We start from the raw sequence: 22,052 nt of genomic DNA, 5'->3' as shown, positions 1-22,052 counted from the left end.
TCTGCTGTCTGATGGTTTCTGCTGTCTGGTTTCACGTCTGCCGGATGCCCGGTGCCGACCGGGCGGCCGCCGGCCGGATGCCCGGCCGAATCGACCCCTCCCCCTGCCTTGCAGCCTGTCCGGTGTGGTGGCCTTCATAGGGGTTGGTTCCCGTGATGACGGGGGTTTGGATGGATGCGCTTCTTGTCGGCCAGGAGGCCCAGGGAGTCGACGACCACCTGCCTGGTCTCCTCGGGGTCGATCATCCCGTCCAACTCCCCCATCTCCAGGGAGAGGTTGGCGTTGACGGTGGTGGCCTCGTATTCGGCGGCCAGGCGCCCCCTCAGGGCCTCGACATCCTGGCCGGCCTCCCTGGCCTTCTGCAGGTCCCGCCTGTGGATGATGTTGACGGCCCCCTTGGCCCCGAGGACGGCAATCTGCGAGCTGGGCCAGGCGAAGTTCATGTCGGCCCCGATGGATTTGGAGCCCATGACGATGTAGGACCCGCCGAAGGCCTTGCGCAGGACCACGGTGACCATGGGGACCTGGGCGTTGGCGTATGCATATATGACCTTGGCCCCCCTTCTGATGATGCCGGCATGCTCCTGGTCGGACCCGGGCTTGTACCCGGGCGTGTCGACCAGGGTGATGACCGGGAGGTTGAAGGAATCGCAGAGGCGGACGAAGCGGGCCACCTTCTCAGAGGAATCCACATCCAGGCTGCCTGCGTCGATCAGGGGCTGGTTGGCCACGATCCCGACCGGACGCCCCTCCATGCAGGCGAATCCCACCACGGCCGACCTGGCGAAGAGCTCCTGCACCTGGACGAACTCCCCGTAGTCCACGATGGAGTGGATGACATCCAGGACATCGTAGGGCTGCCGGTCATTGTCAGGAATGACCGTGCGCAGGCGCTTGGCCGCCTCCTGCTCCGCGTGGCCGGAGGCATAGGCGTAGACCGGGGCCTCCTGCTCGCTGTTCGATGGCAGGTAGGCCAGGACAGTCCTGGCGTAGTCTATGGCGTCGGCCTCATCCTGGGCCAGATAGTGGGCCACACCCGACCTGGTGCTGTGCACATACCCCCCGCCCAGCTCGTCCATGCTGATGGTCTCGCCCGTGGCCGCTTTGACCACGTCGGGGCCGGTGACGAACATGTCCGAATTCTCCTTGGTCATGACGATCAGGTCGGTCAGGGCGGGACAGTAGACGGCTCCGCCCGCGCATGGGCCCAGGATGAGGGAGATCTGGGGGACGAACCCGCTGGCCTGGCTGGTCTTGCGGAAGATGCGCCCGTACTGGGTCAGGGCGGCCACGCCCTCCTGGATCCTGGCGCCGCCCGAATCGATCAGGGCCACGATGGGGACCTTGAAGTCCATGGCCTTGTCCATCAGGTGGCAGATCTTCTCCCCCTCGGCCCGGCCCAGGGTGCCCCCCCTGACGGAGAAATCCTGGGCGTAGACGCCCACCTTCCTCCCCCAGATGCGGCCGAAGCCGGTGATGACGGCCGAGGCGGCCCTTCCACCGGCGATGTCCCCCCCGGCGAAGCGGCCCACCTCCTGGAAGGTCCCGGGATCGAAGAGGAGGTCCAGACGCTCCCGGGCGGTCTGCTTGCCCTTGGCGTGCTGACGGTCCCGGGCGTGCTGTTCGGCGTCCCTGGCCAGTTCGGCCGCCCGGCGGATGGCCTGCCGGACCGGCTGCGCCTGGCCGGCCTCCTGCGGTTGGACGGCCGGCCCCGAGGCCATCTGCCCCCTCATGCGAGTCCCTCCTTCCTGCCGTCTTCGACATGGCCGGAAGGACCGGCATTCCCCACCGTCCGTCCGGAATCACCGGGGCTTGCCGTGTCGGCCCCTGCCCTATCGGGCTGGACCGACCCCTCGGCCCCCTGTTGTGAAAGGTCCAGGGTGACCAGGGTCTGACCCGGGTCGACCCCGTCGGCCACCCCGACCCCTATCGAGTCGACCCTTCCCGGGGCCGGCGCATAGACGTAGTTCTCCATCTTCATGGATTCAAGGACTATGAGGAGGTCACCCTTGTCGACTTCCTGCCCTTCGGCCACGTTGATCCTGGTGACGACGGCCTGCATGGTGGCCACGATCACCCCCGACCTCGATGCGTCCTTGAGGTCGGACCCCGAGGCCATGTCCTTCAGACCGTGCCCCCTCAGGGGTTGACGGAGGCGGGAGCCTGCCCGCACACCACCCGTGGGCTGGCTGGTGAGGATGTCTGAGGGGACGGCCAGTTTGACCCGGCGGTCGTCCACCTCGATTTCGAAGGTGTTCATGGCCGCGCCCTCCCGTCCGGGAGGGGCCGCGTTCATGGATGCCGGCTGTCCGGCGGCCGTGGTCTGCGGCTCCGCGGTCAGGTAGTTGCGCTCCAGCCACTTGGTGGAGACACTGAAGGGATGACCCCCCTCGGCCGTGAAATCGGGGTTGGAGAAGATCTTCTGGAAGAGCGAGGCGGGCGTGGGCACCCCCTCGATGCTCATCTCCCGCAGGGCCCGGCGGACCCTGGCCACGGCGGCCGGCCTGTCCTGGGCGGTGACCACCACCTTGCCCATCATGGAATCGTCACGGGGGGAGACGGTGTCGCCCACCTCCACCCCCGAATCTATACGTATTCCAGGGCCGGAAGGCCATTGGATGGACTCTATGGTGCCCGAACTCGGGGTCAGGTTGGTGGCCGGGTCCTCGCTGGTGATACGCAGTTCGAAGCTGTGCCCCCTCGGGGATGGGGCCTGGGTCAGGGAGGAGCCGGCGGCTATGTCCAGCTGCTCACGGACCAGGTCCAGTCCGCAGACCTGCTCGCTGACCGTGTGCTCCACCTGGAGGCGGGGGTTCACCTCCATGAAGTAAACGGAGTCGTGGGGGGTCACCAGGAACTCGCAGGTCCCCAGGCCCACGTACCCCACCGTGTCGAAGAGCCTGCGGGAGAAGCCCTCCAGCTGGGCCACCACGTCCGGCGACAGGAAGGGGGCCGGGGCCTCTTCGATCAGCTTCTGGTTGCGGCGCTGCACGGAACAGTCCCTGGTCGAGTAGACGGTGAACTGGCCATGGCTGTCCCTGCCGGACTGGGTCTCCACGTGACGGGCCCGGTCCACGAACTTCTCGATGAAGTAGTCCCCCAGGTCTCCCCCCTCAAGGGCGTCATGATTCATATAGAAGGTACGCAGCTCGTCATCGTCGTGAATCAGGGTGATGCCCCGCCCGCCGCCCCCGTCGGCCTTCTTCATCATGACCGGATAGCCGTTGGCGTCAGCGAAGTCCAGCAGGGAGCGCATGTCGCTGACCGGCTCGCTCAGACCGGGGACCACCGGGACCTTGGCCCTCTCGGCCACCCTGCAGGCCGAGATCTTGTCACCCAGCTCGTCCAGGACCTGGGGGGCAGGGCCGACCCAGGTGATGCCCGCGTCCATGACCTTGCAGGCGAAGGAAGAGAACTCCGAGAGGAAGCCGTATCCTGGGTGGAGGGCATCGGCTCCGGCCCTCTTGGCCACGGAGACGATCAGGTCCTCGTTCAGGTAGGTCTCGATGTTGGTGTCCCCGGGCAGGAGGTATGCCTCGTCGGCCATCTGGGCGTAAGGGGCGTCACGGTCCTGGTCGGCGTAGACGGCCACCGTTGATATCCCCATCTCCTGCGCCGTCCGCACGACCCTGAGGGCGATCTCACCCCGGTTCGCTATCAGCAGCTTCTTCATCCCCTACCCCTCTCGGTCCCCCCATATGACCTGCGATACGTCATGGCCGTCAGCCGTCAGCCGTCAGCCGTCACCCGACCTCAGTCGGATCTGTTCGCCGTCCCCCCGTCGCAGACCTGGCCTTTGCCGTCCGGGGACTCCGCCCCGGGCCCTACGGAGGGCAGGACACCCACGTCACCCGTGGTCACCGCCAGTTGCGATCCGTCCGGCAGAAGGACCTGGAGGGAGGCGTCCGGGTTGATGGCAAGCGCACGCCCCGTGAATTCAGGGCCGCTGACCGGCCGGACCCTGACATCCCGGCCCAGGGTCCAACTGACTTCCAACACGCGCCGCCTCAGGGCCTCGAAGGCATCTTCCCCTCCTGAGGCCCCCGCACCCCCGGGCGCGGTCTGGGCGATCAGGGGGGACAGTTCCTGCGACAGGTGGGCCCCGACGGCCTCCACCAGGCGGTCGCGGAGCTGGCCGTAAGGCGCGAGCGGGGCGAAGAGCAGCTGGAGGGAGGTGGACAGATCCGTGGGAAGGTCACCGGCGGGGACGAAGAGGTTGAGTCCCACCCCGACGACCAGGGCGGACCAGTCTTCATCGACCGGGACGTATTCGTTGAGTATGCCGGCCAGCTTGCGCCCCCGGCAGAAGACATCGTTGGGCCATTTGAGCCTGAGCCCGTCATCCGCATCCTGCCCGGCGGGGTCGTTGTTCACAGGGGAGGAACCCTCCTCGGCGAGCACCTCGCGCAGGGCTGCGATCACGGCCAGGCCGGCCGCCATGGTCAGCCAGCCGCCACGGGCCTCATCCTCGGCCAGGCCGGTGGGAACGGCGAAGGCCCATGAAGCCAGGAGGGACTGGCCGGGACGGTTGTACCAGGCGCGTCCGAGACGGCCACGGCACTGGGTCTGCACATCAGAAACCGCCACACTGAACGGTACCGGACAGTCCCCAGCGCCGGACCTCCGCCTATCATCCTTACTCGCGGTCCTTCCCTCGTTCGATGCGACCGTGCCGGAGGCCTGCGAGGCCTCCTTTCGGGATGAATCATAGGCTATCCCCAATGTGCCGGAAACCGGAACGGGTCCGGTCCCCCCTTCGGCAGCGGAGCCTCCCCCTTCAAAGAGGTGTTCCACACGATCCCGGGCATCCGAATACCGTGATGACGCGATGGCATGCGCCACAAGCGTGTTGGTCGAATCGACGGTGCCGAGCACCGCGATCGTCGAAGCCAGCACACTGGCCGTCGCTGTCATCGGCCGCCACTGCGTATTCTGATGAGGCACGTCTACCAAGGTAATTCACTGCGGGCCTCATTCAAAGCCTGCCGCCTACAAATCGCATCGTCCGGTTTTGTATGTTTCCTCCAACCGCCGGGAAACCTCATGGCTGACAGGTTAGAATCAGACCGACGAGAGGGCCGGCACCGGCCACCACCGGGCAAGAGGAGAGCGAGGTCATCGTTTGGCAGCAACCGTAGGGAGAGGAAACCAGGAGGGGGCAGTGGGTGGCCAGGCCCTGACAGGGGCCGGGAAACCGGGCCGAATCGTGGGCTGGGCCGCTGACGGCCTGGTCTGCGCCTGGATCGCCTGGTGCACGGCCGTTGGGCCCATCTTCCGCTCCGAGGGCTCCATCAGGCAATTCGGCCCATCCAATTGGGCCATCCTCCTGCTGGTCTTCGCAGCCTGTCTGGCACTGACCCTGGTCGCCGCCAGGTGGATGCGCGGAGCCTCCTTCCCCCTGCGCGGCCTTGCATCCCGCCGCATCCGTCAGACCGGCAGGCGCAGAGGTGAAGGGCGGGATGAGGTTTCCGGCCTTTACGGCCGGTCGGGGCCGGGCCGTCCAGGATGGCTCGACGCGCTCGGCGGATTCCTCGTCAGGCACACCGGCGACTGGCGTGCCATCACCATGGTTCTGGTCGTAGGCTGGCTCTGGATCTATGTGACCCTCCTGGCGGCCTTCGGGGCCGACCTCAACTCCCAGAGCCGGGAATTCGCGACCTGGATCTGCCAGTTGGAGGGGGGCCACCCTCCCTACCGGGATGGCTTCACCCCCATGGATGTCTACCCGACCGCCCGCTACCTGTGGCCCATCGAACCCACCTTCCTGACCGATCACCACAACATAGCCCTCACCTTCCTGTACGGGGGCACCATCTTCCTGTCCAAACGGTTGACGGGGTCAGGCGACTGGGGGATCATCCTCCTGGCCGGCATGCAACTCCTCTTCGCCGCCTTCTGCTGCGGGACGGCCGCGGATCGCTTTCTCAACTCCCACTCCCCCGCCACCCCTCCCGTCCGGCCGCTCAGCGCAGGCACCGGGAGGGCGGCCGCTGCGGTGCGGGGCGTCCGGCACCACACCGCAGCGGGCTCGGACGGGATGTCCCCCGGTGGCAGCGGCCCCCTGGCACGCGGCCTGATACTGCTTTTCTTCCTGGTGTGCCCGTTGAGTGTCTTCAGCACGATCAGCCTGACGAAATCCACCCTCTTCGCCTTCGCCTTCGTCTGGTGGTTCGGAATCTGGCACGAACTCGGCATCGGCCCAAGACCGGCGGACGGAAGCAGGGGGGATGGGGCCCCGGACGGCCGCCGACGGCCGAGGCTCACCACATTGGCGGGCTTCGCCCTGAGCACCCTCGTCATGCTGATGAGCGCCAAGTACGCGGTCTACATCGTCGCGGTGCAGTTCATCCTGGCCCTGCTGACCGACCACCGGCGTTGGAAGACCTACGTGGTTTGTCTCCTCCTGCCCCTGGCGGCCTTCCAGGGCGCCCTGTCCGGGTTGGAATACTCCGGCCTTGTGATTCCCGGCGACCCCATAGAGGGCAGGAGCTTGCAGCTTCAACAGGTGGCCAGGACGGCACGTGATCAGGCTTCGGCCATCCCCGAAGATGCTCGGCAGGCCCTGTCTCCGATCATGGATCTGCGGGCGGCCGGGGAGGAATACACGCCGAACGAGGCGGACCGGGTCAAATCATCCGGGCTTGAAACGAAAACCACCGTCTACAAGTGGAAGACCGTGACCGCCGCAGACATGAAGCGGCTCGACAGGGCCTGGCTCGAGGTGGGTCGGAGGGCCCCCCTGACATACCTGGACGCCTTCATGGCGGAGAGCTATGGATACTTCGATGTGGGCGACCCCGCATACGTCCCCGTGGCCTACTACCTGAACAACGGGTTCGTGCAGGATGACACCGACCACATCGGCCACTGGTGCCACGGGTGGAGGGACGCCGTGGCCGGATTCGTCCGGACATGGACCGCCATACCCGTCCTGGGTTGGCCGGCCAAGGGGAACTTCTGGGTGGTATGCGCCCTCCTTCTCATAGGGGCCCAAATGGCCGCAGGCAGTTGGAGGGGTCTGGTCGGCCAGTTCCCCCTCCTTCTGATGATGGGCGTCATGATCCTGTCACCGGCCAACAACTTCGAACGCCACATGCTGCCCGTCGCCTTTGTGGTCGGTTTCGTCCTCCTCTCCCTTGTCCGGGGAAGAAAGACCCTGGCTGGCTGCGAATCGCTTGGGAGGGTGGCCGGCCGGCACTAAGCTGGTGGGCATGAGTCAAACGGGATTCCCCTCCAAGGGCCGGCCGGTCCTTGGAGGAGGCGGCGACGGCGGATGGGGCCGCCATGACACAGGTGTCCGCCATGTCCCGGACCATCGGCACCAGGGCGGATCAGAGCCATCCCTGACGACGGACGGCGGGGGGAACCGGCCGGATTACAAACAGGATGCAGTGAAGTCCCACAAGGTGAGGGGGAGGGGCCGGCTGATCGACGCAGAGGCCTGGCCTGGCACCCCAAGCACCCCAGGCACCCCAAAGAAGCCGGCCGGCCGGACCGTGGTGCAGCTCCCCGACCCCATCAGGGGAATCGTCCACCAGGCGGAAGACCGGCTGGGCGATCAGCTGTCCTGGTACAAGGACCTGACCGACCACAACAAGAAGATCCTCAACCAGATCATCGACACGGCGGTCCATGACTTCCTCACATGGGAGGAAACCTACTCCGCAGGCAAATCACATGCCCAAATGGAGACCCTCAGGCCGGTCGTCGATGGTCTCTTCCACATAGCCCCCGTCGGTTTCACCCGGATCGTCAGCCTCCGCCAGGCCTTGGATGTCACCCGGGTCATCGTCAGCATCCTTGAGGCCAATGTCCCCGCTTTCGCCCGCCCCGGCAGGGAGGAGGACGCCAAGGAGGCCATGCTCTACTACGCCCGTGAGGTGGCCTTCTCGGCAGCCGCCGTATATGCCGACCTGGCCGAGGCCAGGGAGGATTGGAACGCCCGCACCGAGACGCTGGCCGTCGAGGATCTGGTCGACGGCATCACCGACCACCGGGTATCGGCCAGGCTCTCCATGCTGGGCTGGCCCTTGGACTACCGGTCCTTCGCCCTCGTCGGCAGGTTGGCCCATGTCGACCAGCTGGGTTCCGGCCTGGTCCAGCAGCATATCCGCGGGGCCCTGGAATCGGCCGGGGGGCAATGCCTCATATCCAACCGTGACGAGCTGACCGTGGTCCTGATCAACCCCGGCCACAATGGCAGACCGGAGGACATCTGCGCCGACATCCTCCGCTTCTTCGACCGGAAGAGGCCGGTCTGCTGCGGGCCCATCAGGCAGAACATCCAGGGGGCCAGCGAGACGATCAGGGCCGCATTGAGCACCTCCCAGGTGGCGGATGCCGTGGACGACGGGCCGGCGGGACATCTGATCCATGCCGACGAGGTACTGCCCGAGAGGGCGCTGAACGGGGACCGGGCGGCGGCCGACCAGCTCTACCGGGAGGTCTATGGGAACCTGCGGGGCGAGGACCCCGGCAACCCCCTCCTGACCACGCTCGACACCTTCCTGCGCTCGGGGGGGTCGCTGGAGCTGACCGCCAAGAAACTCAACGTCCACCCCAACACTGTCAGGTACCGGCTCAAACGTTCCGTGGAGGCGACCGGATGGGATCCCACGGATCCCCGCGAGGCTTACGTCCTGCATACGGCCCTGACCATTGGCCGCATACGGGAATCCAACAGGGATGAGACGACCGGTCCGGCCTGAGCCTGCGGGCCCCTGCAACCGGGTGGTCCGGCCCGGCGGCCCCCCACGCGCAGACAAGCCTTCATCTGGCCCCTTCCGGACCACCCTTCCGGACACCACCCTCCGGGCGGCGGCCCCCACGCGCAGACGGGCCCCTTGCGGGACCCCAGGCCGGACTGAGGCGGAAGTCATGCGCACTCCAGGGGTCGCAGACCCTCAGGGTGCAAGAAGGGCGGTCCCGGAACGTTGGTTCCGGGACCGCCCTTTTGTCTACGGTCTTCCGCCTTCCGGGCCCGCCCAGGGGGTGGACCCGGTCCGTCCTAGGTCACAGGACGGCGACATCCAGCGGGACGCCGGGGCCCATCGTCGTGGTCAGGGTGGCCTTGGTGATGTAGCGGCCCTTCACGGTGGAGGGCTTGAGGCGCTTGATTTCCTCGGCCACGGCATGGAAGTTCTGCTCCAGGGCCTGCTCGTCGAAGGAGACCTTGCCCACGGGGAAGCTCAGGTTCCCGTTCTTGTCCACACGGAACTCGATACGGCCGGCCTTGATCTCGGTGACGGCCTTGGCCACGTCCATGGTCACGGTGCCGGTCTTGGGGTTGGGCATGAGGCCACGGGGGCCGAGCACGCGGCCCAGGCGGCCGACCTTGCCCATCATGTCGGGGGTGGCCACCACTGCATCGAAGTCCAGATAGCCGCCGGCCACCTTGGTCACCAGCTCGTCGTCACCGACCTCGTCGGCTCCCGCCTCGGCGGCTGCGGTCGCCTGGGGTCCACGGGCGAAGACCAGGACCCGGACGGTCTTGCCCGTCCCGTTGGGCAGGCTTACGGTGCCACGAACCAGCTGGTCGGCCTTGCGGGGGTCGACGCTGAGGCGGTAGGTCGCCTCGACGGTCTCGTCGAAGCCCCTCTTGGGCATGCCCTTGAGCAGGGCGATGGCCTCTTCCGGGGTGTAGAGGTTGGTGCGATCGACCTTCTCGGCCGCCTCGCGGTACTTCTTGGAACGCTTAGTCATCTGCTTCTCCTATCAGCAGTCGCGGTGCAGGCAAGCGTTGCCCTACCGCACACAATCGATTTCAGTCGGTGACGGTGATGCCCATGGAACGGGCGGTGCCCTCGATGATCTTCATGCCGGCTTCGACATCGCGGGCCGACAGGTCATCCATCTTGGTCTCGGCGATCTCTCGCACCTGGGCCTTGGTCACGGAACCGACCTTGTCGGTCAGCGGATTCCCGGCACCCTTGGCCACACCGGCCGCCTTGCGCAGGAGGTCCGCTGCGGGCGGGGTCTTGGTGATGAAGGTGAAGGAACGATCCTCGTAGACGGTGATGACGCAGGGGATGACCTGGCCCATCTTGTCCTTGGTGGCCTCGTTGTACTGCTTGCAGAAGTCCATGATGTTCACGCCGTGTGAACCCAGGGCCGGACCCAGCGGCGGGGCGGGGTTGGCCTTGCCGGCCTCGATCTGCACCTTGATGAGTGCCGTTACTTTCTTCTTGGGAGCCATATGATGGTTCTTCTTTCTACGAAGCGGTCATGTCGGGGGACGGACCCCCTCCCGCAACCTCTATTTCCATGTGCGGCCCGGGGGCCGCGCAAGCTTCCTAATTATGACACGCCCGAAAGACACGGGCGGGAGGGTCAGGCGATCTTCTCCACCTGGTCGAAGCCGAGTTCCACGGGGGTGTCCCTGCCGAAGATGGATACCAGGACGGTCAGCTTCTGGGTGGAAGGCTCCACGTCGGAGACCACGGCGGCCATGGTGGCGAAGGGGCCGTCCGTGACGGTGACCTGGTCGCCCACGGCGTAGGAGACCTCGACGGTCCTCTTCTTGGCGGCTTCCGGCTTGTCCCCGGCGGCCTTCAATGCCTCGGAGGCTATCATGGGGGCCATCATCTGGACGACCTCCTTGCGAGTCAGGGGGGCGGGCTCCTTGCTGGGACCCACGAACCCGGTGACGCCCTCGGTGTCGCGGACGATTCGGCGGGCGTTCTCATCCGGCCACATGCGGATGAGGACATAGCCCGGCACGCGGACGCGGGTCACGACCTTCTTGCCCTTGTCGGTGTGCTTCTCGACCTCCTCCATGGGGATTTCGACCTGGAAGACCTGATCCTCGAGGCCGAAGGATGCCACGCGGGACTCCACGTTGGCCTTCACCCTCTTCTCATAGCCGGAGTAGGTATGCAGGACATACCACTTGCCCTCGAGGGTGCGCAGCTTCTTGGAGAACTCGTCCACGGCCAGCTGGCCGGCATCCTTCTCCTCGCTGGGTTGATCACCGGAATCCTCGGATTGCCCGGATTCCGCCTGGTCTTCGGATTGCCCGGCGTCGGCGGCCTGCCCGACGGCCTGATTGGAACCGTCCCCCTGCGCGGGGGCATCGGCTGCGGGCGCCTGGTCCTCCGCCCCAGCCTCGATCCGTCCGGCGGCGGTCTCGTCGATGGGGGTCTCCACCGAGTCGTCGGCCCCTGCCCCTGCAGGCATGGTTGATGACTCGGTCCGGTCCTCGCCCGGACCTTCCGCCATCAGATCATCACTCATCGATCAATCCACCTTCTACTTTCACGGTCCGGTCGGGGTCACCCGAAAATCAGGAAGACCAGCTTGCCCAGACCGAAGTCAAGAATCGTCACGAACACCATGAGCAGGAGCACGAAGATGAACACGGCCACGGACCAGGACAGGAGTTCCTTGCCGGTGGGCGTCACCACCTTGCGCAATTCGTCGATCACCTGCTTGATGAACAGGCCTATACGCATGAAGAAGTTAGGTTTCGGTTCCTTCTTCTCGTCATCCTTTGCCTTGGCCATTTGCATCCTTCACTGTACTTGCCCCGTCAGCTGAAACCACCTGGCAGGGAAGGCGGGACTCGAACCCACAACCTACGGTTTTGGAGACCGTTGCGCTACCAATTGCGCCACTTCCCTATTGGGATATGCCCATACTACTCCGGACGGCCGATACCGCCGGTTGCATAGGGCAAAACCGCCAAATCGACAGTTTAGCTTATCCCCTGGATTCCGTCCACCCGGCCCGGCCCTGTCACTTGGGCAGCCGCACCGGCGGCCGCCCGCATAGGCCGGCCCTCAGGCGGCTATCCAGGCGGACAGCCGCCTCATGCCCTCCGCCAGGTCCTCGTCCGACAGGGCGTAGGAGAAGCGCAGGTGACCCGGCGCGCCGAAGGCCTCCCCGGGCACTGCGGCCACATGGATCTCGTCCAGCAGGCGCTCGGAGAGTTGGGTGGAGGTCTCGGACAGGCTCCCTGAGGGGCCCAGGGGACGGCCCAGGAGGCCGCTGACATCACAGAAGGCGTAGAAGGCCCCCCGGGGGACGGGGCAGCTGACCCCCTCCAGGGCCGCCAGGGCTGAGACTATGGCCCCCCGTCGGCGGTCGAAGGCCGACCTCATGGTTTCGACCTGGTCCATGGGACCCTCCAGGGCGGCCAGGGCGGCCCGCTGGCTGACATCAGCGACATTGGAGGTCATATGCCCCTGGAGCTTGCCGGCGGCCTTGGCCACCGGGAGGGGGGCTATCAGCCAGCCCACCCGCCAGCCCGTCATCGCGTAGGTCTTGGCCACCCCGTTGAGCATGATCAGCTGGTCGCGCACCGGGGGGACCAGGGCGCCGATATAGGGGGTACGGGCCCCGTCATAAGTCAAGTGCTCATATATGTCGTCGCTGAGCACCCAGATGTGGTTGTCGAGGGCCCACCGGCCCACTGCCTCCATCAGGTCCGCCCCCCAGACGGCCCCGGTCGGGTTGGAGGGGACGTTGATGATGACTGCCTTGGTCCTCGGGGTACGGGCCGCCTCCAACTTCTCGACGGTGGGCATATATCCGTCGCCTGCACCTGAGAAGACCTCAACCGGGCGACCCCCGGCCAGTATGACCATTTGGGGGTAACTGGTCCAGTAGGGGGCGGGTATGATCACCTCGTCACCGGGGTTGAGAAGGACCTGGAGGGTCTCGTAGACGGCCTGTTTGCCACCGTTGGTGACCACGACCTGATCGGGGTCCACGTCGAACCCGCTGTCGCGCCTGGTCTTGTCGGCGATGGCCTGTTTGAGCTCGGGGAGGCCGGCCGTGGGGGTGTAACGGTGGTTGCGGGGATCCAGGCAGGCCCTGGAAGCCGCCTGGGCTATCCGGTCGGGGGTGGGGAAATTGGGTTCCCCCGCCCCGAAGCTGATCACATCCACCCCCTCGGCCTTCATGGCCTTGGCCTTGGCATCCACCGCCAGGGTCACGCTAGGAGCCACGGATTGCACGCGGTCGCTCAATGTCTGCCAGTCTGCCATGCTCATACCCCTCATCCTATCCAGTGGCCTGCCAGGAACGGAACCCTGCCCGGAGGGAGCCGCCGGTTTCGGCGGCCTCTTCGTGCCGGCCCGGAGAAACCGGCTTCAGTCTCCCCCGCCTGCCGAGGCCGGACGATCCTGCCCGCGACCCAGGAGGCCCTCCTGGTCGTGGGGGTCGTCGTCCACGGCCGGATCGGCCCAATGCCCGGCCCGGCGCTCCTGATCCATGACCTGGCGGACGGCCTGCTTGGCATCCATCATGCGGTGGTACTCCTCCCGGCGCTGGCTGTTGGTCCGCCTCCTGGTACGGCCTTCGGCGTCCTCCAGGCGGATATCCTTGCCACGGGCGATCCGCGGGGTTCCGTCCAGCATCTCGGCCCCGGCCGCGATTGTGGGGTCCCAGTCGAAGGCCACGGCCTGGTCGCCCGGTCCGATGCGGACCTCGTCGCCCGGACGGGCCCCCTCGCGTCGCAGGGCGTCCTCCACCCCGAGCCCGGCCAGGCGGTCGGCCAGGTACCCCACGGCCTCCTCGTTGTCGAAGTTGGTCTGGCGGACCCACCGCTCGGGTTTGTCACCACGGACCACATACCAGTGGTTGCCCGCCTGGTCCTGACGGCGCTCGACCGTGAAGGCGGGCCCGTCACCACGTCCCCCCTTCGATTGGAGGGGTCTGATGACCACCCGTTCCTCCTCCTTCTGCCGGGCCAGGGCCCGCAGGCGCTCGCGCAGGCCGGAGACCAGGGAGGCCAGGTAGAAGCCCAGCTCTTTGAGCCCCTCGTGGGAGGCAGTGGAGACCATGAAGACCTTGAGACCCATGGCCTCGAAGTCAGGACGGACGAATTCGGCCAGCTCCCTGGCCTCGGGCAGGTCGCATTTGTTGAGGATGACCACGCGTGGCCTGTGGTCCATGGGGATGACGCCCAGGGGGAGCTCCAGGTTGTCCACGTACTTGGCCAGCTCTGCCTCCAGGGCCTTGTAATCCCCCACAGGGTCGCGGTCCGGCTCCAAGGTGGCGCAGTCGATCACGTGCGCTATGACCTCGGTGCGCTCGATGTGGCGCAGGAACTCCAGCCCCAGGCCCTTGCCCTCAGAAGCCCCGGGGATGAGGCCGGGCACGTCCGCCATCGTGAACCGGCGGTCGCCGGCCTCCACGACGCCCAGATTGGGGACAAGGGTGGTGAAGGGGTAGTCGGCTATCTTGGGCCTGGCCGAACTCATGGCGGCGATCAGGCTGGATTTGCCGGCACTGGGGAAGCCGACCAGGGCCACATCCGCTATGGACTTGAGCTCCAGGATAAGGTCCCTCTCCTGGCCCGGCTCGCCGAGGAGGGCGAAACCGGGAGCCCGCCTGGCCCTGTTGGCCAGATGACGGTTGCCCAGGCCCCCGACTCCCCCTTGGGCGGCCATGAAGCGGTCGCCGGCGTGGTTGAGGTCGGCCAGGCGCTGGCCGGGATGCTTGCTCTCCCCTTCGGCCCCGATGGCCTTGAAGACCACCGTGCCTACGGGCACCGACAGGACCAGGTCGTCTCCCTGGCTGCCGTCCTTGTCGCCGCCCAGGCCCATGGTCCCTGACCCCGCACTGCGGTGGGGCAGGTAGCGGAAGTCCAGAAGGCTTGTGGCGTTGGGGTCGGCCTGGAGGTAGACGGACCCCCCGTCTCCCCCGTCTCCCCCGTCGGGCCCGGCCAGGGGCTTGTACTTTTCGCGGCGGATGGAGGATGCCCCGTTGCCGCCGTCGCCACCTTTGACATGGATGGTGACTCGATCCACAAATGCGCTCATAGGGGTCCATGGTACTCAACGCCGCCTGACATGGGGCACTGAGAGCTGAACCGGCCGTCCGGCGTTTCAGCGGCCCCAGAGGTCCTTGAGACGCCGGTATGCCTCCTTGGGCCTGCGCCACCCGTCCACCAGCCCCTTGGTGTTCTTCAGACCAGGCCTGGTCTGCGGCCATCCGGTCTCCCACTCCGGGTCCACCCGGCAGTCGCAGAACTGCCAGACGAAGAGACCCGCCACCCGGGGCAGGGCCATGAGGCGGGCCGCCACATCGGCCACCAGGTCACCCTGGTACTCCTCGCTCCAACGCCCACGGCCCGGGTCGTGCAGACCGTACAGGCCGTCCCCGCCGAACTCGCTGACGATCAGGGGCCGCCCCTCGGGTCCGCAGGCGTCAAGGCGGCCGGCTATGGCGTCAACCATCTGCTCGGGGCTGCGCCGGTCATACCAGCCCGGATAGATGTTGAAGGCGGAGATGTCGACCATCCTCTGGCAGAGGTCGTCGTCCAGGTTCCGGCTGGCGAAAGTGTGCAGGCGGGTGTCATCCCGGCCGAAGAGCTCCATGTGGCTGCGGAAGACGCCGACGGCTCCGGGCCGGTTGGAGGCGGCCTCGTTCAGGCATCCCCAGATGACGATGGAGGGGTGGTTCATGTGCTGGCGGACCATCTGCCCTGCGCAGTCCAGGGACTGCCTGACGAAAAGGGGGTTCGTGATCCTGGCCTCGTCCCCGTCCCTGGCATGGCTCTCCTCCCAGACCAGGATCCCCCTCTCGTCGCAGAGGTCGAGAAAGCGCTCGTCATTGGGGTAGTGGCTGGTCCGGACGGCGTTGCAGCCCGCGTCGGCTATGAGCTTCAGATCCTGGTCCATCACCGACAGGGGGATGGCCGGACCGAAGGAGGGGTGGTCCTCATGACGGTTGACGCCGCGCAGGAGGACGGGACGGCCGTTGATGCCCACCCTGCCCCCGACCAGGCCCACGGTACGGAAGCCCACCCGGTCGATCAGATCGTCCCCTGCCGCCCCCGGCCCCTCCAGTGTGACCTTGAGGGGATAGAGGACTGGGCTCTCCGGGTCCCACGGCAGGACCTGGCCGTCGGTGAAGTCCATGCGCAGACAGAGTTTCCGCCTGACCCCGGCCAGCAGGGCGAGCCCCCGGACCTCCGCCCGCCGCCCGGCCAACTCGCAGACCAGGTCGGCCGTGCGGGGCAGGGGTGAGCATGAACGCACCTCGACCTCGATCCGGGCCGTCCACCCTCCTTGCCCGTGTCGGATCCGGCACCCCACCCCCTCCAGATAGAGGTCGGGCACCTCCTCCATGAAGACGGGGCGGATGATCCCCCCATAGGTGAAGTAGTCGTTGGGGACGTGCAGGAGGGAGTCCTCGCTGAAGCGGTTGTCCACCAGGACCTCCAGCCGGTGCCGTCCAGGGGCCACCCCGGCCAGGAGGAGGTCGAATGCCGTGTAGGCGTTGTAGTGGAAGGCCACCGGGGCCCCGTCCCAGAAGACCCTGGCCGTGTGGCTCACCCCTTTGAAGACCAGGCGTATGTTGCAGGGATGGTCGATGACCACCTCACGCCGGTAGGCGGCTTGGCCCCTGTAGGCGCCGGCGTGCCTGCCGTCGGTCTGCCAGCAGGAGGGGACCACGGCCTGCTCGGTGTACCGGGTCGGCAGGGGGTGGGACGGGTCGGTGGGTTCGGCCTGCCAGGAGGGGGCCTGCCGGGGGTCCCTGTCGCCGGTCAGCCATGAGGGCTCCGCCTGGGCGCGTGGGTTGGCGTCGGAGGCGTCGAAAGCCACGGGCTGGAAGTCCCATATCCCGTCCAGACAGGTCTGCCTGCGTATTTCGTGTGTGGTGAACGTGCGTTCCGCCGTCATTGCCCTCCCCCGTCCTTCAGACTCTCCCCCGAGCGTCGGCGGGGAGGCGGATGACCGCCCGGCCCCACCGGGGTAACCAGGACGATTCTAGCCGACCGGCCGCGGACGGCGCACCCCGTTCCCCCTCACCGGGGACCGTACCTCCGTCCCCCCACCTCCCAGGCACGGAGGGGCATCCTGCTACCGGCACATAAGCAAAGAGGCCATCCCCGCCGGGGGATGGCCTCGAAAATCGGACCGGAGATTCAGTCGGTGACCACGTCGACGACCTTGCGGTCGCGGCGGACGCCGAACCTGACGCTGCCGTCTGCCAGGGCGTACAGGGTGTGGTCCTTGCCCAGGCCCACGTTCTGGCCGGGGTGGAACTTGGTGCCGCGCTGGCGGACGATGATGTTGCCCGCCACGACGGCCTCGCCGCCGAACTTCTTGACGCCCAGGTACTGGGGATTCGAATCGCGCCCGTTGCGCGAGCTGGAAGCGCCCTTCTTATGTGCCATGTCTGGTTCCTTTCCTTCAGACCCGCCGGACCACTCAGGCGATGGCCGTGATCTTGACCACGGACAGCGGCTGACGGTGGCCCTTCCTGCGCGCCACGCCGGTCTTGTTCTTGAACTTCTGGATGTTGATCTTGGGGCCCTTGGCCTCGTCGTCCACAACCTCGCCCTTGACGGTGACCTTGGCCAGGTCCTTGGCCGCCAGGGTCACCTTGGCGCCATCGACCACCAACGCGACCGGGAATTCCACCGTATCGCCCTTCTTGGCAGCGAGACGGTTGACCGTGATCTGGTCACCGACCTCGACCTTCTCCTGATGGCCACCGGCCTTCACAATCGCGTACATAGTCCTACCTTGCCTGTTGTCCGAAGCTGACAGGATCCGGCAACCTTGTTCCCGCCTTGCGGTAGGCGGACGGCCGGACACCAGCTCTTTAGTATATAAGCAAACACATCGCAGCGTCAAATGCGTTTGCACTCCGACAAAACGAATACCACTCTATGCCTCATCGGAGACAACCTCGACGACACCCTCCTGGGAGGTCCCGTCGGGCTTGCCGTCATCATCGGCTGCGGCCTGGGCCGCGGCGGCGATCTGGGCCAGTTTGGCCTTGACCGCCGGGGTGGATCCCTTGGCCACGGTCTCCTTGGGGGCCGAGCCGTGCCCGTGCTTGTTGGTCTTGACGAAGGGGTCTCCGCCCTTGACTGCATAGGGATCGTCATAGGAGGCGGAGATGGTGGGCTCGTCATGGAGGATGAACCCGCGCCCATGGCAGGTGGGGCACTCCTCGGAGAAGGCCTCGACCAGACCCTGGCCGACCCGCTTGCGGGTCATCTGGACCAGGCCCAGCGAGGTGACCTCGGCCACCTGGTGCTTGGTGCGGTCCCTGGCCAGGCACTCCACCAGGCGGCGGAGGACCAGGTCTCGGTTGGCCGGCATGACCATGTCGACATAGTCGATCATGATCATCCCTCCGATGTCGCGAAGACGCAGCTGGCGGGCTATCTCCTCGGAGGCCTCCAGGTTGCACCTGGTGACGGTTTCCTCCAGGGACTTGCCCTTGCCGATGAAGCGGCCCGTGTTGACGTCGATCGTGGTCATGGCCTCGGTGCGGTCGATGACCAGGGAGCCGCCGGAGGGCAGGTAGACCTGACGCTCCATGCCCTTGCGCAGCTGGCTGTCGATCCCCCACTTGTCGAAGACGTCCTTGCCCTGGTGCTCGGCAGGGTCCCACTTGACCAGTTTGTCCTTCAGGTCGGGGGCCATGGTGTCCAGGTAGTTCTCCACCCGGTCGTAGACCCTGTCGCCCTGGACCATGAGCTGGCTGAAGTCGTCGTTGAAGATGTCGCGGACCACCCGGATGGCCACGTCCGGCTCCCCCTGGAGGAGCTTGGGGCGCTTGCCGTGCAGGAACTCCTTGTGCTTGGCCTCGATCTGCTCCCACTGCTTCTGGAGGTTCTCCAGGTCCTTGGTGATGGCCTCTTCGCTGGCCCCTTCGGCCGCCGTGCGGATGATGACCCCCATGTCCTTGGGGGCCACGCGGGAGACGATTCCCTTGAGCCGGGAACGCTCATGATCCGACAGCTTGCGGCTCACCCCGGTCATCCCGCCCGAGGGGACCAAGACCAGGAAACGGCCGGCCAGCGTCACCTGGGAGGTCAACCGCGCCCCCTTGTGGCCGATCGGGTCCTTGGTCACCTGGACCAGGACCGGATCGCCCGACCTGAAGGCCAGTTCGATGCGGCGGGGCTGCCCCTCCAACCGGGTGGAATCCCAGTTGACCTCTCCGGCGTACAGGACGCCGTTGCGGGCCTGGCCGATGTCTACGAAGGCGGCCTCCATGCTGGGCAGGACGTTCTGGATCCGACCCAGATAGATGTTGCCCACCGAGGAGACCTCCTCGATGTCGGAGACGTAGTGCTCCACCAGGATGTCATCCTCGATGACGGAGATCTGGGTGTGGTGCTCCTTCTCGCGGACCACCATGAGACGGTTGACGTCCTCCCGGCGGGCGAGGAAGTCCTGCTCGACCATGTGTGACTGGCGGGAGCGTTCCCGACGGTTGTCCCGCCGGCGCTGCTTCTTGGCCTCCAGGCGGGTGGACCCCTCCACGTCGGTGATCTCGTCGATGTACTGCTGCTTGCGCGAGCGCTGCCGGGCAGGCTGCGCCTCCTCCTCGTCGGACCCCTTGGAGGTCCTGCGGCGGCGACGGCGACGGGTGAGCGCGGTCTCCTCCTCATCGTCCTCGTCGGCCTCATGGTCACGGGTCCTCCTGCGGCGGCGGGTCGAGGTCTTCTCGGTCTCTTCCTCCTCCCGGTCGGACTTCGACCTGCGCCTTCTGGAGACGGTCCTTGAAGACCTCTCCTGCCCGTCTTCGGAATCTTCCTGGTCGTCATCCCGGGGGGAACCCTCCTGGCGGAGGTCCTCCTCGATCTGCTCGACCTCGGCCGCCGCCCTGCGCTCCTGGGCGTTCAGCCTGCGCGAATGGCGGGAGCGGCCCTGGGTTGACGTCTCCTCCTGCTCCTCTTCCTCACCGGAATCGCTGGAAACGTCCTCCTCGGATTCGTGCCTGGAGCGGCCATGCTGGGACCTGGTCCTCCGTGTGGACCGGGAGGGGCGGGCATGACTGCCCTCGTCCCCTTCATCCTCATCCTCGCGGCTGCCGCTCGCGGGGACATCGGGGATGACCGGCTCCTGGAAGAGGAGGGAGGTCATGGGCCTGACCCGTGGGCGCACCGTCCTGGCGGAAGGACGTCTGGATGACGATGCCGGCCCTCCCTGGCCGGCCCCCAGCGACTCCACGGCCTCCAGGGCCCTCTCCTGACGATCGTCAGGGTCGGTGTCACCGGCCTTCGCGGACTTCCTTAGGGATGAGGCGGAAGAACGGCGGGTGGCCTGCTCAGGCTCCTCGAAATCCGGTACGGCCGCCACAACATGGCGGGACCTCCTCCTGGTGGCGGACCGCGAGGTGGAAGTCTCCTTTCCGGAGGCCCCCTCTTCGGAACCTTCACCGCCGCGCGTGCGGCCGGCGGATTCCCCCTCCTCGGCGCCCTCATCAGGAGCGGCGGAATGACGGACGGAACGTGTGCGGGTCCGGGTCTTGCCGGCTGAGGAACCGGCGGAGGGGGAGGACGGCCGTGAGGACTTGGAAGACCTCTCTTCGCCGGCACCCTCTTCCGCACCGCCTGTCTCCGAGGTCTTGGCCGTCTCGGACGGGGCATCGGACCTCGCGCCCTCCTTGGCCTCCACCTGGACCGGAACCCGTGCGCCCGCGGCACCTGCCACCCGGACCACCCGCCGGCCTGACCGCCGCCTGGGAGCCGGGGGTTCCTTGCCCTTGTCACCGCCGGAAGCGGGAGCCGGTTCGGCCTTTTCGCCCGCACCCGCACGGCCGGACCGTCCCTGCTCCGACCTGGTGTCCGCTCTTTTGCTGTCTGTGTAGGAGGACCCGTTCACTTCGGGATCCTCATTGTCTTTACTGGGCACAATGCTCCTTGCGGGTGCGCTGCATCGCACCGCTTCTGAGGTTTCGACGGCCTGTCACGCCACGCTCTCACCGTGGCCGCGCGTGTGCGCACCGTCGAAACATCACTGTCGAAAAGTCTCCATGTGCACAGACGGACACCGTCGCCTGCATACGCCTGAGGCGATTCATGCAAGGGGATCAACGTCTGCACCGCATGGTGGTCAAGCAGAACCACCGGTTCCTAGTATGGCACAAGATCGTTTCCTTTGTGTTCTCCGGCGAATTTCCGCACACTATCGCCCCCGTCGCTGTCACGGTCGGCGGAATGTGGCCCTGGCATGGTCAAGGATGTGAGACGGCGGTGGCACCTGCCTGCCGGCCAATGGCACAATGGGGTTGCGTCCACGGGCACCGGCCGCCAGGCCGGTCCCTTGCCTGACGCAGCCCCGTGGAAGACCCGGCAGAGCCGGGAGGGGTCGGCACCGTTCGGGAGGGAGTCAAGAGGAAACATGCCCGGTCTGCTCAAAGCCATGGAGGGGTTCTTCATCATCGGGGTGGTGATAGCCGTCGGTTACGTGGCGGCCCGCTTCCGTATCGGGGGGCCCTCGGCACAGATGGTCCTCAACAAATTCAGTTTCTTCGTCTCCAGCCCCTGCCTGATGTTCGCCATTCTCTCCAAGCAGAAACTGAGCGTCATCTTCCACCCGAGCATCATCGTCGCCTTCCTCTCGGCCGCCGCCGTAGGCATCCTCTTCGTCATTCTGAACGCCACCTGCTTCCACATGGACACGGCCGACGCCACCATCGGCGCTCTGAATTCCCTTTATCTGAACTCGAACAACATCGGCCTGCCCGTAGCCACCTACATACTGGGAGATCCCACCCTGGTCGCCCCGATCCTGGTCATGCAGCAGGCCCTCTTCACCCCCATCGGCCTGACCGTGCTGGATGCCAGCACCACCGGCCGTTTCTCTCTGAAATCCCTGGCCAAGCAGCCCCTCAAGCAGCCCCTTCTGATCGGTTCACTGGGAGGAATCGCGATTTCGGCCATCAGCGCCTGGGCCGGCCACTTTGTGGTGCCCGATTTCATCTTCAAACCCATCGACATGATAGGGGCCTCGGCGGTCCCCATGATCCTGATGGCCTTCGGCATGTCCCTCAAGGGCGGCAGGCCCATGCGCAAGCAGACCGACAGGGCAGCCACCCTGACCGTGGTAACCCTGAAGAACCTGGTCATGCCCCTCATCGCCTTCCTCCTGGCCTGGTTCGTGATGGGGTTCAGGGGGACCGAGCTGTACGGATGCGTGGTCCTGGCCGCCCTGCCGACCGGACAGAACGTATACAACTACGCCGCCAGATACAACGTGGGCATGACCTTCGCCAGGGACGGGATCCTCCTGAGCACGATCACGTCACCGGTGGTCATCGCCCTGATCGCCGCCTTGCTGAGCTGACCTCAG

At 66.4% G+C, this 22,052-nt stretch carries 16 protein-coding genes and 1 tRNA gene; 3 read left to right on the top strand and 14 right to left on the bottom strand.

What is annotated here, in order from left to right:
- Window positions 1-134: 134 nt before the first annotated feature.
- From V6584_RS01345 to V6584_RS01335, 3 genes are all read right to left on the bottom strand, one after another.
- Window positions 135-1,721, bottom strand: coding sequence for an acyl-CoA carboxylase subunit beta (locus V6584_RS01345; protein WP_340469688.1), 1,587 nt, complete (start codon window positions 1,719-1,721; stop codon window positions 135-137).
- Between the two features lie 8 nt (window positions 1,722-1,729).
- The gene (locus V6584_RS01340; protein WP_340468652.1) at window positions 1,730-3,673 is read right to left on the bottom strand and encodes an acetyl/propionyl/methylcrotonyl-CoA carboxylase subunit alpha; all 1,944 of its coding nucleotides are present in this window, start codon (window positions 3,671-3,673) and stop codon (window positions 1,730-1,732) included.
- Window positions 3,674-3,753: 80 nt separating this feature from the next.
- Window positions 3,754-4,914: a biotin--[acetyl-CoA-carboxylase] ligase gene (locus V6584_RS01335; protein WP_340468651.1), complete on the bottom strand. Its 1,161-nt coding sequence runs from the start codon at window positions 4,912-4,914 to the stop codon at window positions 3,754-3,756.
- 208 nt (window positions 4,915-5,122) lie between these two features.
- On the opposite strand from V6584_RS01335, the gene V6584_RS01330 reads away from it, so the two are divergent.
- Both V6584_RS01330 and V6584_RS01325 read left to right on the top strand, forming a co-directional pair.
- Window positions 5,123-7,201 carry a DUF6020 family protein gene (locus tag V6584_RS01330; protein WP_340468650.1) on the top strand — a complete coding sequence of 693 codons (2,079 nt, stop codon included), beginning with the start codon at window positions 5,123-5,125 and terminating at the stop codon, window positions 7,199-7,201.
- A gap of 10 nt (window positions 7,202-7,211) precedes the next feature.
- Window positions 7,212-8,708 carry a PucR family transcriptional regulator gene (locus V6584_RS01325; RefSeq protein ID WP_340486118.1) on the top strand — a complete coding sequence of 499 codons (1,497 nt, stop codon included), beginning with the start codon at window positions 7,212-7,214 and terminating at the stop codon, window positions 8,706-8,708.
- A 304-nt stretch (window positions 8,709-9,012) separates the two neighbouring features.
- Here the strand turns inward: V6584_RS01325 and rplA are convergent, their stop codons facing one another.
- The 11 genes from rplA to V6584_RS01270 all read right to left on the bottom strand — a co-directional run bounded on the left by rplA (window position 9,013) and on the right by V6584_RS01270 (window position 20,612).
- Window positions 9,013-9,702: a 50S ribosomal protein L1 gene (gene rplA / locus V6584_RS01320; protein WP_340468648.1), complete on the bottom strand. Its 690-nt coding sequence runs from the start codon at window positions 9,700-9,702 to the stop codon at window positions 9,013-9,015.
- 61 nt (window positions 9,703-9,763) lie between these two features.
- Entirely contained in the window at window positions 9,764-10,195 is a 432-nt protein-coding gene (rplK, locus tag V6584_RS01315; protein WP_340468647.1) for a 50S ribosomal protein L11, read from the bottom strand.
- A gap of 134 nt (window positions 10,196-10,329) precedes the next feature.
- A complete protein-coding gene (nusG, locus tag V6584_RS01310) occupies window positions 10,330-11,175 on the bottom strand; it encodes a transcription termination/antitermination protein NusG (RefSeq protein ID WP_404802615.1) in 846 nt (281 codons plus the stop codon).
- Window positions 11,176-11,270: 95 nt separating this feature from the next.
- Complete coding sequence (gene secE / locus V6584_RS01305) at window positions 11,271-11,501, bottom strand: preprotein translocase subunit SecE (protein WP_340468646.1); 231 nt, start codon at window positions 11,499-11,501, stop codon at window positions 11,271-11,273.
- A gap of 41 nt (window positions 11,502-11,542) precedes the next feature.
- A tRNA-Trp gene (locus V6584_RS01300) sits at window positions 11,543-11,618 on the bottom strand.
- 159 nt (window positions 11,619-11,777) lie between these two features.
- Window positions 11,778-12,986 carry a pyridoxal phosphate-dependent aminotransferase gene (locus V6584_RS01295; RefSeq protein ID WP_340468645.1) on the bottom strand — a complete coding sequence of 403 codons (1,209 nt, stop codon included), beginning with the start codon at window positions 12,984-12,986 and terminating at the stop codon, window positions 11,778-11,780.
- Window positions 12,987-13,091: 105 nt separating this feature from the next.
- Complete coding sequence (gene obgE / locus V6584_RS01290) at window positions 13,092-14,765, bottom strand: GTPase ObgE (RefSeq protein ID WP_340468644.1); 1,674 nt, start codon at window positions 14,763-14,765, stop codon at window positions 13,092-13,094.
- Between the two features lie 66 nt (window positions 14,766-14,831).
- Entirely contained in the window at window positions 14,832-16,631 is a 1,800-nt protein-coding gene (locus tag V6584_RS01285; protein ID WP_340468643.1) for a glycoside hydrolase family 2 protein, read from the bottom strand.
- Window positions 16,632-16,876: 245 nt separating this feature from the next.
- Window positions 16,877-17,128, bottom strand: a complete 252-nt coding sequence (rpmA, locus tag V6584_RS01280; protein WP_340468642.1) for a 50S ribosomal protein L27 — start codon at window positions 17,126-17,128, stop codon at window positions 16,877-16,879.
- Between the two features lie 34 nt (window positions 17,129-17,162).
- A complete protein-coding gene (gene rplU, locus V6584_RS01275; RefSeq protein WP_340468641.1) occupies window positions 17,163-17,471 on the bottom strand; it encodes a 50S ribosomal protein L21 in 309 nt (102 codons plus the stop codon).
- 153 nt (window positions 17,472-17,624) lie between these two features.
- Window positions 17,625-20,612 carry an Rne/Rng family ribonuclease gene (locus V6584_RS01270; RefSeq protein WP_340468640.1) on the bottom strand — a complete coding sequence of 996 codons (2,988 nt, stop codon included), beginning with the start codon at window positions 20,610-20,612 and terminating at the stop codon, window positions 17,625-17,627.
- 489 nt (window positions 20,613-21,101) lie between these two features.
- Between V6584_RS01270 and V6584_RS01265 the strand changes: the two genes are divergently transcribed.
- On the top strand, window positions 21,102-22,046 hold the full coding sequence (locus V6584_RS01265; RefSeq protein WP_340468639.1) for an AEC family transporter: 945 nt from the start codon (window positions 21,102-21,104) through the stop codon (window positions 22,044-22,046).
- Window positions 22,047-22,052 lie beyond the last annotated feature (6 nt).

The sequence above is a fragment of the Bifidobacterium favimelis genome, assembly GCF_037963085.1.
GTDB lineage: Bacteria > Actinomycetota > Actinomycetes > Actinomycetales > Bifidobacteriaceae > Bombiscardovia > Bombiscardovia favimelis.
Note: the sequence above shows the minus strand (reverse complement) of the source record. Positions and strands in the feature narration are given on the sequence as shown.

Excerpts from the sequence above, each read along its gene's own strand:
- V6584_RS01345 (WP_340469688.1), bottom strand. The coding sequence starts at position 1,721 with ATGGCCTCGGGGCCGGCCGTCCAACCGCAGGAGGCCGGCCAGGCGCAG.
- V6584_RS01340 (WP_340468652.1), bottom strand. The coding sequence starts at position 3,673 with ATGAAGAAGCTGCTGATAGCGAACCGGGGTGAGATCGCCCTCAGGGTC.
- V6584_RS01335 (WP_340468651.1), bottom strand. The coding sequence starts at position 4,914 with ATGACAGCGACGGCCAGTGTGCTGGCTTCGACGATCGCGGTGCTCGGC.
- V6584_RS01325 (WP_340486118.1), top strand. The coding sequence starts at position 7,212 with ATGAGTCAAACGGGATTCCCCTCCAAGGGCCGGCCGGTCCTTGGAGGA.
- rplA (WP_340468648.1), bottom strand. The coding sequence starts at position 9,702 with ATGACTAAGCGTTCCAAGAAGTACCGCGAGGCGGCCGAGAAGGTCGAT.
- rplK (WP_340468647.1), bottom strand. The coding sequence starts at position 10,195 with ATGGCTCCCAAGAAGAAAGTAACGGCACTCATCAAGGTGCAGATCGAG.
- nusG (WP_404802615.1), bottom strand. The coding sequence starts at position 11,175 with ATGCCTGCAGGGGCAGGGGCCGACGACTCGGTGGAGACCCCCATCGAC.
- secE (WP_340468646.1), bottom strand. The coding sequence starts at position 11,501 with ATGGCCAAGGCAAAGGATGACGAGAAGAAGGAACCGAAACCTAACTTC.
- V6584_RS01295 (WP_340468645.1), bottom strand. The coding sequence starts at position 12,986 with ATGGCAGACTGGCAGACATTGAGCGACCGCGTGCAATCCGTGGCTCCT.
- obgE (WP_340468644.1), bottom strand. The coding sequence starts at position 14,765 with ATGAGCGCATTTGTGGATCGAGTCACCATCCATGTCAAAGGTGGCGAC.
- V6584_RS01285 (WP_340468643.1), bottom strand. The coding sequence starts at position 16,631 with ATGACGGCGGAACGCACGTTCACCACACACGAAATACGCAGGCAGACC.
- rpmA (WP_340468642.1), bottom strand. The coding sequence starts at position 17,128 with ATGGCACATAAGAAGGGCGCTTCCAGCTCGCGCAACGGGCGCGATTCG.
- rplU (WP_340468641.1), bottom strand. The coding sequence starts at position 17,471 with ATGTACGCGATTGTGAAGGCCGGTGGCCATCAGGAGAAGGTCGAGGTC.
- V6584_RS01265 (WP_340468639.1), top strand. The coding sequence starts at position 21,102 with ATGCCCGGTCTGCTCAAAGCCATGGAGGGGTTCTTCATCATCGGGGTG.